The following is a 16,394-nucleotide window of genomic DNA, read 5'->3' on the forward strand; positions in this document are numbered from 1 at the left end:
CACAGTAATAGTGAGAGCATCAGATCGTACTTGATTGTGAGCTTTCAAAAATATCATTAATGATAGACGGAGAATAATAATGAACCGCATAAAATTAATATCAAAAACAGCTCAAGCAATAATTGCACTACTGGTTTTTGGGAGCGCCGTGTCTGCAGCTTATGCCAAAGATAAAAATAAAGAGTGTTGGGTCGATTTATATCGGGATAGTCAATATTCCGGTAAACATTTACGGCTGGAAGGGCCGGTGCAATTGGAAAACCTCAAAAATGTCCAAGGCGACAATTGGGAGTTATGCATCGACAGCCTTAAAGTGGGTCCAAAAGCAAAAGTGACTGTGTTTGAAAATACCAATTTCAAGCTCACCCTAAAAGCAATGGAAAAATATCCCGATTTATTAAAATCGTTGGGTTTAACGGAACAGGACGCCATGGAAGATAAGGAGCTTATCTTTATTCCCAATACCAAGGTGCATGATCTCAGCGACTTTAATTTTCGCAATAAAATCCGCTCATTGAAAGTTGATTGTGAGAATTAGTAAATCAATTAATAAATTTTTTCCTAAACGGTTTGAGAATCTAGGAGACTGTCCAGCAGCTTGATGAATGTAATTTTCACCACGATATAGAGAGTCTATTTTTGATCAGACAATGATCTCTGCAGTGGTCATTTTTTCAAAGATTGCATACTCGGACAGCCTCCTAGCGCTTCATGCCCAGCAATATTTTCGACCAAAACATTAAATTTCTTTTTGGCCATCCGAAACCAACAGGTTTTCATCAGCATGCTCCAAGTTATCCAAGATTATCTGTTCTTTTAAACTATCGTCGGCTGTCACGTCAGTAATACTGCCGTGACTTTCTTTAGTTAGCGGCGGAGTGGCGGGCGGCTCTCGATATAAGACAGGTGCTTTAGTTAGGTTTACATCAAATGTGGGGTTAGGTACTGAAATTTGAGCTTGATCCAGACATTCTTTAGCTTTCTTGATTGTCTCGCTGCGCACTTTAAGAAAGTCATATTCCGTTTGATTTATCCAGGCGTATATCCGCAATACAATATTCGAATTGCCAATTTCATTCACGATCACTTGCGGTTTGGGTTCTGCTAAAATGCCTTGCATGTCGGTAAGGACATGCAAAATTAATTCTTGCGCATAACCGATATTTTCCGCGTAGCCTATCCCTAGATCAAATTCAAACCGCCGATTTGGATGCCGCGTATAGTTTGTGATGACTGCTTTAAATACGGTTGAATTTGGTATCCGTACATGATTACCATCAAATGACATCAAGATCGTCGCCCGCGAAGTCAGCCTTACTACACTACCCTGAAAGCCTTCGATATCAACAGCATCATTGACTTCAAAGGGATTTCTTATGCTTAACAGCAGACTGGCAATAAAATTTTCGACAGTGTCTCGCACAGCAAAACTGATAGCCAATCCTAAAATACCGGCAGCACCCAAAATTGTACCTAGCAACGCTGTCGCATCCAATAGACTTAAAGCCAACACGATGCCCAGCAGGGTAAACACTAAATGCACGAACTTACCTAACAGGTCGGCGATAAAATAGTTAACGGCTATTTTCCTGAATAGACTTTGCTGCTTGGATAACCACGAACCTACAGCCCAAAATAAGCAAAAAACCACCAATGCCAATAAAAATATGGGTGTTTCGGTGATGAGTTGTTCGATACTGTTTTTTAGCGTAACTTGAAGCGTATTAAGCCGTTTGGTTACATCATGAGTCAGGGTTAATTGATTCTGCACCTCAATCACACCCTGAATATTCCGCGAAAAATCCAGTGCCTTTTGTTCAGCCGCTTTCGAATCTACATTACCTTTTAGCGTCACAACCCCATTGGAGACCGACACCTGCAGCTCTTTTAAACCATCGAGTTCCGAATAAATCTGTGTTAAGCGTTTTTTTATCTGTAAGTCGTTTTGCTTGCTGTGTTCCAGCTCAATGGGTTTATCAAGTTTTGCACCATCGGCTTTAGTACTGCCGGATAAAATTTGATCAATGGCATCTGCATAAGCATTATTAGCTATGCCTGTTTGCGATACCAATAAAATCAGCAGAAGAATATAACTGCGCACGGTAAACCTATTTTTGGTTGAGATTGTTAGCATGGTTAGTTGAACCCTACGCGCTCAGCAGAAGGTTGGCAAGGCAGTAATTTAGCTATTAGCTTTCTCCAAGTGCTTTAACGCTTGTTTGATTTGTTCAAACCGTTGTTGGATCGCTTGCTCATCGGGAGCCAAAAGGTGATGATTTAATGCAGATTCAAATGTTAAGCGGGAGATTCGTTCAATCGCTTGCCGATCGGCCTTACGCTGAGCAAGAGGGGCCAAATGCAAAAACGTCTCAAGCAAATAAATCACCACCGAAGGATTATCACTACACATTTGCCGGATGATGACAAAACTAGCCTCCAACAGGTTTTGGAAAGATATCTCACTCTTTACCAGCAGTAATCGTCCTGCCTCATTTCTAATTTGAAACTCCGGTAATTGCAGTTTGGCAATAGTAGCCAGTCCTGTGGCCAAATAATCGATACAAGTCATTGCGGTAAACGGATCATTAATCCCAGGTGACAGAGCCCGCGCCGCAATTTGGACCAATTGTCTGATGCAGTATTCTAAATCCTGCTCGCCACTGGGTTCTTTGCCCAGCAAAAAACTGCTAGATATGGACTTTTCAATATGCGCTTTTTGATTCAAGGCTGGCCACACATAAGCAATGGGGCTGCCAGGTAAAATGTAGTGTCCCGGCTTAAATAACAGCTTGATGGTGATGGCTTCTTTCTCGGCCAGCGATAATAGTGCCGAATAATTGATGGCTTGAAGATAACCAAATGCATCGGTTTTAATTACACTTTCGCCGACATTCGGTAGCGCAACCTCAGCCGCCAAATTATCTTTTTCGGTATAGGGTTCGGGTAAAACACGGTGTATAGCTTCGAGGAGTTCCTGGCCAATATCATAGGCCATGCGTTCAAAGCGAATAGAGGAGGTTAAATGATGAATGAAGCCAATAAACAACAGTGCATTGATCAACACTAGAATAATTGCCAGACTGATGGACATGCTGGGTATCCGGTTATCGGCAACCACCATGCCACGCATAATCAGCAAACAATACACAAAGTTGGCAATAAACGCACCGAAGATAAATTGATTAAAAGGATCCCGTAAAAAATTCCGCAGCAGGCGAGGTCCGAACTGTGAACTGGTCAGACTCAGCGTGACCATCGTCACCGAAAAGGTCAAGGTAGCAGCGGCAAATGTCGAGCTTGCGATAGTTGACAGCACGGCCTGAGCACCCGCTGAACTGGTAAAAACCAGCCAGCGAAGTCCGCTAAAATGCAATAAATTGATATGCGCATCAGCCACTAGCATGCTATAGGCCAAACCTATTGAGGTAAAAAGCATAATGGCAGGAATTAACCAGTAGCTATTGCGTAGATATTCCCAAAAATGAATCAGCCAGGTTCTCATTGCCTTGTCAGTCGATTATTGGTTAATAACTCTAACTTAATCCTAACTTCGGATTTGACAGTTTCGAGGGTTACAGTAAAAAGAAAGCATCTAAATTATAAACCCTGATACTGTATGACTACCTTAACATCATCAAACCCAAATCGGGTTTTTAAAGTTCCGGCCATTGCATAGTTGTCGCCATGACCTTTGTACTGACAACTGAAACAAACACCTAATGTTGTGAACGAAATGTTCAGAGATAGACAATCTGACACAGGAGACGCTAACACGAATCGTTGGCTAAAAAGACCGTTCAACGTCAACCCGCACTGATTCTCCTTTTTAGTGCAGAAAACAAGCCCGCAGTTGGTCAGCCAACGCTTAAAAACCTGCACCTAAGGAATATGTATGACAACTGAACTCGAAACGCTGTTGAATAAAATGAAAGCGTTGGAAAATGAGTTACTCGAAGAATTGCAAAAGCAACAAGAAACGTTTGCTTACGAAATCCGCAAACGCAAAGTCTATTTTGAACAAAACGCTATTATTCGGAATAAGGCTTATATCAAGTCGCTATACCTTTATTTAAAAGATGCTCCGCTTAAACATATCATCAGTGCACCATTAATCTGGATGTGTATTTTTCCCGCTTTGTTGATGGATGCGACCTGTAGTCTGTATCAATGGGTTTGTTTTCCTATTTACGGCATTCCAAGGGTGAAACGGCAAGATTATTTCAACTTCGACCGGGCGTATTTAGATTATTTGAATATCATAGAAAAAATTAATTGCGCCTACTGTAGCTATTTTAATGGCCTGGTGGCTTACTTGCAGGAAATAGCCGCCCGTACTGAACAGTTCTGGTGCCCTATAAAGCATGCCGGACGTTTGAAAAACCTACACAGCCGATATCATAAATTCATTGCTTATGGTCATGCGGCCAAATACCGCTCGGATGTGCAATTAACCCGACATGATTTTAAAGATTTGGAGTAAAGCAACTCTAAGAGTAAACCTGTGTTCAACGCATTCAAGACTACCGTTGTCGTCGCTCAGACTGAACGGATTGATAAACTTTAGCAAGCTCAAGCACACTATTAACGTTCATCTTTTGCATTAACCGGGAGCGATGCAATTCCACTGTGCGATGGCTAATACCCAGTAGACGCGCGACCTCTTTGTTAGATTGTTCCTTAATGACTAATGCCATTATCTCCTGTTCTCGGCTGGTCAAAGTATTCAAGCGCGCCTGAATTGCTTGACGCTGTTCAAGCTCGGTATGCCACCGTTGGGATATTTGTAACGCCTGCCGAACACATTTCAAAAGATTTTGCTTTGTGATAGGTTTAGTCAAAAAGTCGATGGCCCCGGCTTTGATGGCTTTAACGCTCGTGGGGATGTCGCCAAATCCGGTCAAAAAGATAATCGGTATCAAAATACTTCGTTCGATGAGCGCCTGCTGTAGTTGAAGTCCTGTCATATTCGGCATGCGGATATCGACAATGGCGCAACAGTTGACGCAAGTGTAGGGGCCTGCCGCCAGAAATGCTTCGGCACCGTCGAAGCTCTGAACTGAGTAACCTTCCAATTCGAGCATTAGCGATAATGAATCCCTAATGGCCACATCGTCATCGATAATGTATATGGCTGTCTCTGGTTGAATTTTGCTATTCATGCGATGGTGCAAATGGCAGCGTGAAATGAAAGATAGCGCCCTGATCTACATTCGGCTCCATCCAAAGTTGGCCGCCGTTAGCTTCGATCAGTGAACGACTGATTGCCAGCCCTAGTCCGCTGCCGTTGAGTTTAGTGGTAAAAAAGGGCTCAAAAATGCGTTTCGCAGTATCGGCATCTATTCCAGGCCCACTGTCTTGCACCGTGACCTGAGCCATGTTCCACTCAGCCCGAGTAGAAACGCTAATTAAAATATCATCGATTTTAAAACCAGTGCCTTCCATGGCATCAAGACTATTACACAACAAATTCTGCAACACTTTTCTGGCTTGTAGCGGGTTGGCTATGACTGCTGGTAAATTCGAGTCGAGTCTGATTTCCGGCTTAAAATCACGACATCTATCATGTTGAATAATTGTCAGCACATCTTGGATTAGTAAGTTCAGATTAAAAGGCTCTGTTACCAGTTCACGCTTTTGCAAAAAACCAAGCAGTTCGTGCAAACATAGGCCGGCGCGTTGCGCTTGTTCTACGCAACCTTTCAGCGCCCGTTGCAATGGGGCAGCAGAAATGACCTCCTTATGCAGATAAGCCAGCGCAGCTTCACTAAATGCTGAAATCGCCGCCAGCGGCTGATTAAGATCATGTGCGATGGCGGCGGCGGTTTGTATCGCTACCTGCTGCTTAACCAGTAATTCCAATTCACTACGTTGTTGTTGTAATTGCCGCTCTAAAGAATTCCGGCTGGATATATCGGTCAAGATTGTACGAATTTGCAGAGGGCATACTTCCTCACTACTACTCACTCGACTTTCCATCTGGACGTCCAGCAAGCTGCCATCCGGGCGCAGGATATTCAGTTCGATAACGACATTGTTGGCATAGTTAAAAACTTGATCCAGATAGTGCTTGAACAATTTCTGGTTTTCGATGTAAGTGGTTATCAGCGAACCGATAATGTCTGCTCGCTCGACTCCCAGTATGGCGGCAGCGGTTAAATTGATTTCTATAATCCGACCTTGGTTATTTAAAGTGAGGTAACCGACTGGCGCAAAGTCAAACAACTCGGTATAGCGATCCAATGCAGCATAAGATTGAGCCTGCGTGGATAATATTTCCTCATTCTGCATTTCCAGTTCTAGGGTATAGACCTGTAATTCGTGCATGAGCTTGCAGGTATCTGCCTCCTTATCACAGTGGCCTGCAACAGGCTGTTCCTGCAAACATTGCTCCGCTTTGCTACGCAATTCGTCGGCATGAGCCTGCTTGGACTTGGCTGATCTTGGCATGTTGCACCTTCAGCGGCATATTCATATAAAAATCCAACACCATGCCAATCATCAAACGCCAGAGAGAGTGGCTAGAGCGTTAAGGGTGTTAGTCTATGCTGACAGTATTGAGTTATTTCGGTATATACTCTTGCTCAGCCTGAAGCCAGTCATCCAGTTCGTAACCGGGTACAAAACCTCTTTTTTCAGCCTTAAAATAAGCCAGCCTAGAAATGCCATCGTCAAAATAGGGCATTTGTATAATAACGATATTCTCAGGGTTTATAGCGTATTTTTTGGTTTCTTTAGTCTTGGATATTTTCATTTTACACACCCTTTTTGATTAAATAATTTAATTGACTATTAGTGTAAAGCTAAAAATTTTGCAGATTCAGAACAGGTCATGCATCCATGTCATCCAACAACTATGGGTGTAAAACTTAAAAATTGACCTAGATGGCTGTGGCTTCTTCAAATAAAACCTGATCCGATGATTCGGCATAACAATGATAATAGGTAATAGGCCTGATTGTTTCGGGCTCAAACAATGCTTGTTTAACCAGATTAGTGTGAAAATATTCAGGAATATGCAGCTCATGTTGACTGGCAACATGGCGACCATGTTCCAGTATTTCGATAATATCTTCGTATTCGATGATTTTTTTGTCATCCGCTAAAATGGCCTCAGCCAAGGCTGTAATAGCCAACCAATTAGATTGATTGCTGATAAAGTCATATGCAGCCTTGAATAAATAAGATATTTTATTTTTTCTTAAATTATCGTCTTCAATATAGCAGTCAACATATTCGTTAATCATCTCAAGATCGGATGATCCACCATAGAAATGCAATGAATCTATATTCACCAAACCAAAGTTTATCGCCTCGTCATCGCGTAGCGACACATACTTGGCTTCAGCCAATGGACCTATTAGCATATTAAAAATATCAGCCTCAAATGCCTGTTCGAAAGCACGCTTTTGAGCCGTCGAAAAGTCTTTAGTTGCTTCGCTAAAAGAATAAGGTAGCGTGTGGATTAAGCGCCCACCCTCGATTTTTGCAACATACTGATGGCTATCTCGTCCTTTCAAACCTAGGTTGTTATGTAAGCTGTTTTTTAATGGGTTAATATAAATTTGAAAAAAAACGACGGGCAATCCCTGTTTCTTATTGCCTAAATAAATTGCCGCAGCGTGTCCTGCTTCGTGTATGGCTATTTCCCGCTTAATTTCTTTATATCCTGGTTCGCATTTTCTATTAAAACTCTGAGAACGCTTCATATTATTTTCCTTAAAAACTATCAAAGTTGCTCAACAGAAGAGAATTTGTCAGCCTATGATATGAGTATTAATTATTTTAATCTATTTTACGATTAATTTATTATTGTAAGTCAAGCTAGATTAACGCTAATGATTGATAAAATACTGCTCATTTATTGGATATTATTTTTCAAAATATATTCTATAACAGCGAAATTTCTTTTTCTGCCTCAAGCCAATCCTGCAATTCATAGCCAGGTTCAAATCCCCGACATTCAGCTTTGTAATAGGCCAATTCAGCAATGCGTTCGTCTATCTCAGGCTCCGGTATGACTTCGGCAGTTTCTACAGAAGATGTATGTAGTTTTTGTGTTGATGGGTTAGCTTTAGTACTCATGCTATTCTCCTCTTAAATGCTCAGTAACCCATGAATTAAAGTTAAAAACTGGCATCAAAATAGGTGTAATCATGGAATGCTTTATAGGCTAACAATTATTTAATTCGATTAAAATACGTGCAAATACGTATACAAATATCACTTACCGAACTATGGGTTTTGTGCGAGACTGCCAAATAATCTTCAGCGAGCTGATTAAACGGATGCCTGAGAGGGAATAACATCGACAGATTGTCTAAAACCGAGTCATGAAAACACCTAAGTAGTATGCCAATATCTAAAACCCAAACACCGGATACTCTGATTACGCAAAAGTCGACTAAAAAGCCTCCGCGTAATCGCGCTAGCGGTATCCCCAGAATCGTGGGTATCGGCGCGTCTGCTGGTGGCCTGGAAGCACTGGAAGCCTTTTTATCTCATATGCCTGCCGATAGTGGCTTGGCTTTCGTCATCATTCAGCATCTTGATCCCGTACATAAAGGAGTTATGCCGGAGTTGTTGCAACGCATTACCCCCATGCGAGTCACTCAGGCTGGCAATCGCATGAAGGTAAAAGCCAATTGCGTGTATGTGATACCGCCAAATAAGGACCTCTCCGTTCTGCATGGCAGTCTGTATTTACTGGATCCAGTTGCTGCGCGCGGCCTGCGTCTATCGATAGATTTCTTTTTTCGTTCATTGGCCGAAGATCAACACGAACGTGCGATTGGGGTGATTTTGTCCGGCATGGGCAGTGATGGTACCTTGGGGTTACGTGCCATCAAAGAAAATGCTGGACTGTCGTTGGTGCAAGACCCGGAAACCGCTAAATTTGATGCCATGCCGCGTAGCGTTATTCAGGCCGGACTGGCTGATATTGTGGCGCCGGCGCAAGAATTGCCAACACATATCATCAACTATCTCAATCATAGTCATCATGTTGCCGATAGCAGCATTGTCGGCTCAGAACCGATTTTGCCACTTAAATCGCAAAATAGCCTGGAGCAGATCATCATTCTGTTACGCGAACGTACCAGCCATGATTTCTCACTGTATAAAAAAAACACGATTTATCGGCGTATAGAGCGTCGCATGGGTTTACATAAAATTGATGCGATTGCCAGTTATGTGCGGTATTTGCGCGAAAATCCTCATGAGCTGGACTTGCTGTTTAAAGAACTTTTAATTGGCGTGACTAATTTTTTTCGAGACCCTGCTGTATGGGAACAGCTTAAAACCGTTGCTCTGCCAGCATTATTGGATAACTATCTTATGGGCAAGCCTCTGCGTGCGTGGGTGCCGGCCTGCAGTACCGGAGAAGAAGCGTACTCACTGGCCATGGTCTTTAACGAAGTGTTGAATCAACGTCAATCTCAAACAGGATTTTCGCTGCAAATCTTTGCTACCGATTTGGATGACGACGCGATTGAGAAAGCCAGGCAAGGTTTTTACCGGGCTAATATTAGTGAGGATGTGTCCACCGAACGGCTTAAGCGTTTTTTTATCCAGGAAGAAAACGGCTATAGGATAAGTAAAACCATACGCGAGATGGTGATTTTTGCCCCGCAAAATATCATCATGGACCCACCGTTTACCAAGCTGGACATCATCAGTTGCCGAAACCTAATGATCTATCTTGATCAACAGCTACAGAATAAATTAATTCCGTTATTCCACTACGCCTTGACCGCTCATGGTCTGTTAATGCTGGGTAATGCCGAAACGATTGGTAGTCAGATTAGCTTGTTTAAGCCGATTGATAAAAACGCACGTCTCTATCAGCGCATTGATAATATTTTACCAATGACTTCCTCGCTAGAGTTTCCGATCAAATATTTCCCAGTGTCTGTTTTAGCAGAAAAAGAGCCCAGGAGTACTCAATCTATGACCGGCCAGCCCGCAAATCTTGAAACGCTAACAGAACAATTTTTGCTTAGGCACTTCACCCCAGCGGCCGTGTTGGTGAATACAGATGGCGACATTGTTTATATTTCAGGTCGCACCGGCAAATATCTGGAACCGGCGGCCGGCAAGGCTAATTGGAATATCTATGCCATGGCGCGTGAAGGGTTGCGTAATGAACTGGCGCTGGCGTTAAAGAAGGCACAGCGACAACCAGAAGCCGTTTTCGTACCGGATTTAACTCTAGACATGAATGGCATACCTCATTCGATCAACCTGACTGTGCAAGCCCTTACGTCACCCGATCTACTGTGCAATAAATTAATTGTCGTTTTTAACGATATCGCCCCGCCTTTAAGCGGCAAGTTGCGACGCCGCAAACCCGGCGCTATACAGAAACTTTTAGAAACTCAATTACAGCAGGCTTTGGAAGATTTACAGACTACCCGCGAGGAAATGCAAAGCTCTCAGGAAGAACTCAAATCCGCCAACGAAGAACTGCAGTCATCCAACGAAGAATTACAATCCACCAACGAAGAACTCAACACCTCAAAAGAAGAAATGCAGTCTTTGAACGAAGAATTGCAAACGGTGAATGCAGAGCTGCAATCAAAAGTTGAAGACCTGACCTGGGTGAACAACGATATGAAAAACTTGCTTGATAGCATGGAAATCGCCACGGTTTTTCTGGACAATCAACTCAAGATCAGACGTTTCACCAGTTACGCCACTCATTTATTCAAACTGATACCCGGCGATTTGGGGCGGCAATTGTCTGATATCGTTACCGACCTGGATTACCCGCAATTCATGGCGGATATCCAAAAAGTGGCGCAGACTCTGGCCTTTATCGACCAACAGATTAAAACCTTCGATAATCGCTGGTTTAAAGTGCGCATCATGCCTTACCGAACGCAGGATAATGTGATTGACGGTGTGGTGATTACCTTTGTCGATATTTGTGAGATCAAACAGCTGGAGGCTGAGTTACGAGACAAAATCGAATGAAAAAATCAGACAACCACCTGGATGATGAGGACAAACAGCCAACCTTAACCCAGCAGCCACTCTTAGTAAAATCGGACAAGCAACCCAGCCATTCATGGAGTAACGCAAAATTAGTCCACGAATTACAAGTACATCAGCTCGAACTGGAAATGCAAAATCAGCAATTGCAAATCCATCAAATTGAGCTGGAAAATCAGAATAATGTGCTCCGCAGGACGCAAGTAGAATTGGACGGCGCCCGGGAGCGCTACACCCATCTGTATGACTTTGCACCTATGGCTTATTTTACCTTGGACAGCCAGAGTCATATTATTCAGGCCAATCATGCTGCAGCCAAATTACTCGACATACCCCGCGCCAGATTATGTCAACAACGTTTTATGGCCCTGGTGAGTGACCACGCACGATCCAGTTTTATCGCTTTTTTAGCAAAAGCCCTGAGCTCTAACCAGCGCGAATCGGCTGAGTTTGAGCTGCAACTTAAAAACCGGTCCATTATTGTTGCGATCGAGGCCCATACAGAACCCTATCAGCCACACTGTCTGGTTATTGTGAGCGATATTACCGAACGTAAACAACACGATCGTGAATTACAACTGGCGGCTATGGTGTATATGGCCATCGGCGAAGCCATCATGGTCCTGGATCCAAATAACCAGATTATTGCTATTAACCCAGCGTTTACAGCGTTAACCGGCTATACAGAGCAAGAAGCCTTAGGTCAATATAGTGATCTGCTGAATTCCGGTCGGCATGATAGAGACTTTTACAGCAACCTGTGGGCCGTGTTACTGAAAACAGGCCATTGGCAAGGCGAAATCTGGGATAAGCGTAAAAACGGTGATTACTTCCCGACCTGGATGACTATTCATACCAGTTACGATGCCGAAGGTGAAGTGCGGCAACGGGTGGTGACGTTTTCTGATATGACCGAACAGAAAAAGAACGAAGCCTTGATCTGGAAACAAGCCAACTTTGATCCACTCACCGGTTTACCCAACCGCAGCATGTTTCACGAGCGGCTGCAATTAGCCATCAAACAGACGCATCGCGATCATAAGTCGCTGGCACTGCTGTTTCTCGATCTGGACCGCTTTAAGGATGTTAATGACACTCTGGGACATGAAGTCGGCGATCAGTTACTGATAGAGGTGGCGAATAGGCTTAAAAGCTGTGTGCGCGAGGTTGATACCGTAGCCCGGTTGGGTGGTGATGAATTTACCATCATCCTGGGTGAGCTGGAGGATTTGAGCAGTATCGATCGGGTCGCTGATGCGCTGCTTCAGTGCTTGAGCGAACCCTATGAGATACAGAACGAAACAGTCTATATCTCCGTCAGCATTGGTATTACGCTTTGTCCCAACGATGCGGAAGAACTGGGAGCACTGGTAAAAAATGCCGACCAAGCCATGTATGCGGCTAAAGAAGCCGGGCGCAATCATTTTTGTTATTTCACGCCGGCCATGCAGGAATCTGCCGAGAATAGAATCTACCTGGCCAACGATTTACGCGGCGCACTCGCTGCTCATCAATTCTTACTTTATTATCAACCTATCGTCGACTTGAAGATGAGGGAAATGCATAAAGCAGAGGTGCTGATACGCTGGTTGCATCCGCAAAGAGGTTTGGTCAATCCTGCTGAATTTATCAATATTGCCGAGGAAACCGGGTTTATTATCGAAATGGGAAATTGGGTTTTTAATGAAGCCGTCAAACAGGTCAAACTCTGGCGGGCAAAATTCGATCCGCAATTTCAAATTAGTGTGAACAAATCACCGATTCAATTTCGTCAGCGTATGGGTAATCAAGATTGGCTAGAACGTATGCTGGAAATTGGTATGCCCAAGGGCAGCATTGTGGTTGAAATTACTGAAAGTCTGCTGATGGATGTTTCCAGCGACGTGTCAGACAAATTATTATCTTTTCGCGATGCCGGTTTTCAGGTCTCTCTGGACGATTTTGGCACCGGTTATTCATCATTGTCTTACTTGAATAAATACCATATCGATTATTTGAAAATCGATCAGTCGTTTGTGCGAAATCTTACCTCAGGCATCAGTGATTTGGCATTGTGTAAAGCCATGATCGTCATGGCGCACGAACTGGGCATGAAGGTCATTGCAGAAGGCATAGAGTCTGAGTTGCAACGTGAACTTTTGTTAGCCGCAGGTTGCGACTTTGGGCAAGGCTACCTGTTCTCCAAGCCGATCAATGCGGATGATTTTGAAAAATTGTTTCAACCTAAGGTGTTTAATTGGCCAGAATTAACTCGTTGTTATTAAACTGAGTCGCTCCAGCCAACTGCGCCAAACCCTTTTAGGTTACGGGTTATAAAAAGGCTTAATCGGTATTACTGCTATCGCCACATAATATTTCAGTAGGGTGCAAAACTTATGTCATTAGATGATCTTGATGCCTGGATGTGGGCAGAAGCCTGTGCCATGCTGAATCGAGCAGATCGATTGCATAGACAATTTTTTAGACCGGCCGATTTGCATGCCAGACCACCCACTTGGGAGCCACTGGTCGACATTTACGAAACGCGGCAAGAATTTAAAATCATGATGGCGCTGCCCGGTGTTGCACCAGAGCATCTACAAGTGATATTGGAAGGCACGCATCTGATGGTTAGCGGCAAACGCCATTTGCCAGTCAGTCCGGAAGCCGAAATCAAACGACTTGAAATACCCTATGGACGTTTTGAACGGCGTCTTGAACTCCCGGTAGGTGATTATGAATTGGGTGGCCGTGAGCTTGCAAACGGTTGTTTGATCCTTACGCTAAAAAAACATACAGGCTCCCATGGACATTAAGGATCTGAAAAAGCTATTCCAAGCGGATGAGCACAACGCGGAGAAATCACTTACCGAACTAAGCAGTGAAAATAAATCATCTTCGCTAACAGTGCCGGAGGACGCACTGATCGTTATACCTATGCTGGAAACTGTATTGTTTCCACAAGTGTTGCATCCGTTAGTCATCGGCCGTAAAAAATCGATTGCCGCTTTGCAACAAGCCATACGTTCGGAAAAGCCCGTTGGCTTGTTGATGCAAAAATATGAGACTGATGCCGATCCGGAACCGGACGATCTTTACGACATTGGTACCGTAGCCGAGGTTTTACGCTATATCACCACACCTGACGGCACACATCATGTGGTCTGCCAGGGTGTGAAACGCTTTCGTGTCATAACATTTTTACCGGATTACCCTTATCTGGTGGCCCGCGTGGAATTGATTACCGAACCTGACTCTGATTCCAAGGATATTGAGGCGCGGATGATCACGGTTAAGCAAAAGGCCATGGAGGTGCTTAGTTTGACAGGACAACCGCCGACAGAAGTGGTTAATGCCATTCAATCGGTCACTGCACCTGCCTTATTGGCTGATTTGATTGCCAGTTATCTGATTACAAAACCCGAGGAAAAACAGCAATTACTGGCGTTGTTTGATATTCAGGCGCGTTTCGACAAAGTGCTTGAACTCCTCAATTATAAGATTGAAGTCTTAAAGCTTTCCAATCAGATCAACGAACAAACCCAGGAAAGTATGGGGCAGCATCAGCGGGAATATGTCCTGCGCGAACAACTTAAAGCCATTCAGAAAGAATTGGGCGAAACCGAAGGCAATCTGGCTGAAATTGAAGAGCTTAGAAAAGCCATTAATGACGCGAAGATGCCTGATGAAGTAGAAAAACAGGCGCTTAAGGAACTGAGTCGTTTGCAGCATATGCCTGATGCCAGCGGTGAATATTCCATGATACGCACCTATTTGGATTGGTTAACCGAACTGCCGTGGTCAAAAGCCAGCCCAGGCGTGATTGATATTGGCCAAGCCAGGCAAATCCTGGATGAGGATCATTACGGCCTGGATAAAGTTAAGCAGCGCATTTTGGAGTTTTTGGCTGTGCGCAAGTTAAATCCGCATGGCAAAAGTCCGATTTTGTGTTTTGTCGGCCCGCCAGGTGTCGGCAAAACCTCGCTGGGACGCAGTATTGCCCGTGCCAGTGGGCGAGAATTTGTGCGCATTAGTCTGGGTGGCACACATGATGAAGCCGAGATTCGTGGGCATCGACGCACCTATATCGGCGCGCTGCCCGGAAACATCATCCAATCAATACGCAAGGCAGGCACTCATAATCCGGTATTTATGCTGGATGAAATGGATAAACTGAGCGCCAGTTTTCAGGGCGACCCATCCTCCGCATTGTTGGAAGTATTGGACCCGGAACAAAATTCAAGCTTTCGCGACAATTATCTGGGTGTGGCGTTTGATTTAAGCCATGTCATGTTTATTGGTACGGCTAATGTGCTGGATAGCATACCGATGCCGCTGAGAGATCGCATGGAAGTGATAGAACTCACCGGTTACACCCTGGATGAAAAAGCCCAGATAGCCAGGCGTTATCTGATTGGTCGTCAGTTAGAAACCAACGGTTTGACGCCAGAGCAATGCAGCATCACGGATGAAGCCATACAAACCATTATTCAGGACTATACCCGCGAGGCGGGCTGTCGAAATCTGGAACGCGAAATTGGTTCAGTATTTCGCCGCGTAGCCATGCAAATTGCTGAAGACCAACTACTGAGTCGAAAAATTGAAGTTGCACATATTCCGGAAATTCTTGGACCCAGAAAATTTGAAAGCGAAGTATTGATGCGCACTAGCGTGCCGGGCGTGGCGACCGGTTTGGCGTGGACACCGGTTGGCGGAGATATTCTATTTATTGAAGCTGCCAAAGTGGCGGGCAGCGGTCAGTTGATACTAACCGGGCAGCTCGGCGATGTGATGAAAGAAAGCGCCCAAGCGGCATTGAGTCTGGTGAAATCACACGCGACTGCCTTATCTTTGGACCCCCATATATTCAAAAAACACGACATTCATGTGCATGTGCCCGCTGGGGCTATCCCCAAAGACGGCCCCAGTGCCGGCGTTGCCATGTTCACTGCCTTATATTCAGCATTTTCAGAGCGTACGGTTAAAAGCGACATCGCCATGACAGGCGAAATTAGCCTGCGCGGCATGGTGCTACCCGTGGGTGGCATAAAGGAAAAAGTAATTGCTGCGGCGCGTGCCGGCATAACAACCGTCATGCTGCCAGCCAGGAATCAACGCGACTTTGAAGAAATTCCTGAAGCCGTCAGAAAACAACTTAACTTTGTCTGGCTGGAACGTGTTGAAGACGCTTTACAAAGTATAGAAATATAGTCCGTACATCCCAGAAAGCCTGCTTTAATTTATTGCTCTAAACCGCCGATGCGGCAAATCAATTTGTGCAATGCAGATTGCATAGGTATTTATACTTATATCCATTTTTTTAATGGGAATGCATTATTTATAAAGGGAGATACGTTACGTGCTTAGGATTTCGCCAAAATTAACTTCCTCCTATGGTTCCCATGCTCCGCGTCAATGCCATTAAG

At 44.2% G+C, this 16,394-nt stretch carries 13 protein-coding genes; 6 read left to right on the top strand and 7 right to left on the bottom strand.

All coding sequences use genetic code 11. The features are described 5' to 3' along the window. Positions 1-79 precede the first annotated feature (79 nt). Entirely contained in the window at positions 80-538 is a 459-nt protein-coding gene (locus tag A1359_RS20065) for a hypothetical protein (protein ID WP_066987690.1), read from the top strand. Positions 539-739: 201 nt separating this feature from the next. On the opposite strand, the gene A1359_RS20070 is transcribed toward A1359_RS20065, so the two are convergent. Both A1359_RS20070 and A1359_RS20075 read right to left on the bottom strand, forming a co-directional pair. After that, a complete protein-coding gene (locus A1359_RS20070) occupies positions 740-2,101 on the bottom strand; it encodes a mechanosensitive ion channel family protein (protein WP_083960742.1) in 1,362 nt (453 codons plus the stop codon). An 81-nt stretch (positions 2,102-2,182) separates the two neighbouring features. Next, entirely contained in the window at positions 2,183-3,502 is a 1,320-nt protein-coding gene (locus A1359_RS20075; protein ID WP_066987694.1) for a DUF2254 domain-containing protein, read from the bottom strand. Positions 3,503-3,892: 390 nt separating this feature from the next. Here A1359_RS20075 and A1359_RS20080 point away from each other — a divergent pair, with 390 nt between their 5' ends. Further along, entirely contained in the window at positions 3,893-4,480 is a 588-nt protein-coding gene (locus tag A1359_RS20080) for a hypothetical protein (RefSeq protein WP_066987696.1), read from the top strand. 40 nt (positions 4,481-4,520) lie between these two features. Here the strand turns inward: A1359_RS20080 and A1359_RS20085 are convergent, their stop codons facing one another. The 5 genes from A1359_RS20085 to A1359_RS23580 all read right to left on the bottom strand — a co-directional run bounded on the left by A1359_RS20085 (position 4,521) and on the right by A1359_RS23580 (position 8,082). After that, positions 4,521-5,159, bottom strand: coding sequence for a response regulator transcription factor (locus tag A1359_RS20085; protein WP_066987698.1), 639 nt, complete (start codon positions 5,157-5,159; stop codon positions 4,521-4,523). Beyond that, positions 5,152-6,447, bottom strand: coding sequence for an ATP-binding protein (locus A1359_RS20090; RefSeq protein ID WP_066987699.1), 1,296 nt, complete (start codon positions 6,445-6,447; stop codon positions 5,152-5,154). The genes A1359_RS20085 and A1359_RS20090 overlap by 8 nt, the downstream gene beginning before the upstream one ends. A gap of 112 nt (positions 6,448-6,559) precedes the next feature. After that, positions 6,560-6,751, bottom strand: a complete 192-nt coding sequence (locus A1359_RS23345) for a DUF2934 domain-containing protein (protein WP_066987702.1) — start codon at positions 6,749-6,751, stop codon at positions 6,560-6,562. A 127-nt stretch (positions 6,752-6,878) separates the two neighbouring features. Further along, a complete protein-coding gene (locus tag A1359_RS20100; protein ID WP_232322414.1) occupies positions 6,879-7,730 on the bottom strand; it encodes a hypothetical protein in 852 nt (283 codons plus the stop codon). Between the two features lie 157 nt (positions 7,731-7,887). Next, a complete protein-coding gene (locus A1359_RS23580; RefSeq protein ID WP_066987706.1) occupies positions 7,888-8,082 on the bottom strand; it encodes a DUF2934 domain-containing protein in 195 nt (64 codons plus the stop codon). A 267-nt stretch (positions 8,083-8,349) separates the two neighbouring features. On the opposite strand from A1359_RS23580, the gene A1359_RS20110 reads away from it, so the two are divergent. From A1359_RS20110 to lon, 4 genes are all read left to right on the top strand, one after another. Beyond that, positions 8,350-10,971, top strand: a complete 2,622-nt coding sequence (locus A1359_RS20110; protein ID WP_066987708.1) for a chemotaxis protein CheB — start codon at positions 8,350-8,352, stop codon at positions 10,969-10,971. Beyond that, positions 10,968-13,253 (top strand): putative bifunctional diguanylate cyclase/phosphodiesterase, encoded by a 2,286-nt coding sequence (locus A1359_RS20115; protein ID WP_083960740.1) that lies wholly within the window; start codon positions 10,968-10,970, stop codon positions 13,251-13,253. Before A1359_RS20110 ends, A1359_RS20115 begins: the two co-directional genes overlap by 4 nt. Positions 13,254-13,364: 111 nt before the next feature. Beyond that, a complete protein-coding gene (locus tag A1359_RS20120; protein WP_066987710.1) occupies positions 13,365-13,784 on the top strand; it encodes an Hsp20/alpha crystallin family protein in 420 nt (139 codons plus the stop codon). Further along, positions 13,774-16,179, top strand: coding sequence for an endopeptidase La (lon, locus tag A1359_RS20125; RefSeq protein WP_066987712.1), 2,406 nt, complete (start codon positions 13,774-13,776; stop codon positions 16,177-16,179). Before A1359_RS20120 ends, lon begins: the two co-directional genes overlap by 11 nt. Positions 16,180-16,394: the final 215 nt, after the last annotated feature.

Origin of the sequence: Methylomonas lenta (genome assembly GCF_001644015.1) — a bacterium.
Classification (GTDB): Bacteria; Pseudomonadota; Gammaproteobacteria; order Methylococcales; family Methylomonadaceae; genus Methylomonas; species Methylomonas lenta.

Excerpts from the sequence above, each read along its gene's own strand:
- A1359_RS20120 (WP_066987710.1), top strand. The coding sequence starts at position 13,365 with ATGTCATTAGATGATCTTGATGCCTGGATGTGGGCAGAAGCCTGTGCC.
- A1359_RS23345 (WP_066987702.1), bottom strand. The coding sequence starts at position 6,751 with ATGAAAATATCCAAGACTAAAGAAACCAAAAAATACGCTATAAACCCT.
- A1359_RS23580 (WP_066987706.1), bottom strand. The coding sequence starts at position 8,082 with ATGAGTACTAAAGCTAACCCATCAACACAAAAACTACATACATCTTCT.
- A1359_RS20075 (WP_066987694.1), bottom strand. The coding sequence starts at position 3,502 with ATGAGAACCTGGCTGATTCATTTTTGGGAATATCTACGCAATAGCTAC.
- A1359_RS20065 (WP_066987690.1), top strand. The coding sequence starts at position 80 with ATGAACCGCATAAAATTAATATCAAAAACAGCTCAAGCAATAATTGCA.
- A1359_RS20085 (WP_066987698.1), bottom strand. The coding sequence starts at position 5,159 with ATGAATAGCAAAATTCAACCAGAGACAGCCATATACATTATCGATGAC.
- A1359_RS20115 (WP_083960740.1), top strand. The coding sequence starts at position 10,968 with ATGAAAAAATCAGACAACCACCTGGATGATGAGGACAAACAGCCAACC.
- lon (WP_066987712.1), top strand. The coding sequence starts at position 13,774 with ATGGACATTAAGGATCTGAAAAAGCTATTCCAAGCGGATGAGCACAAC.
- A1359_RS20110 (WP_066987708.1), top strand. The coding sequence starts at position 8,350 with ATGCCAATATCTAAAACCCAAACACCGGATACTCTGATTACGCAAAAG.
- A1359_RS20080 (WP_066987696.1), top strand. The coding sequence starts at position 3,893 with ATGACAACTGAACTCGAAACGCTGTTGAATAAAATGAAAGCGTTGGAA.
- A1359_RS20090 (WP_066987699.1), bottom strand. The coding sequence starts at position 6,447 with ATGCCAAGATCAGCCAAGTCCAAGCAGGCTCATGCCGACGAATTGCGT.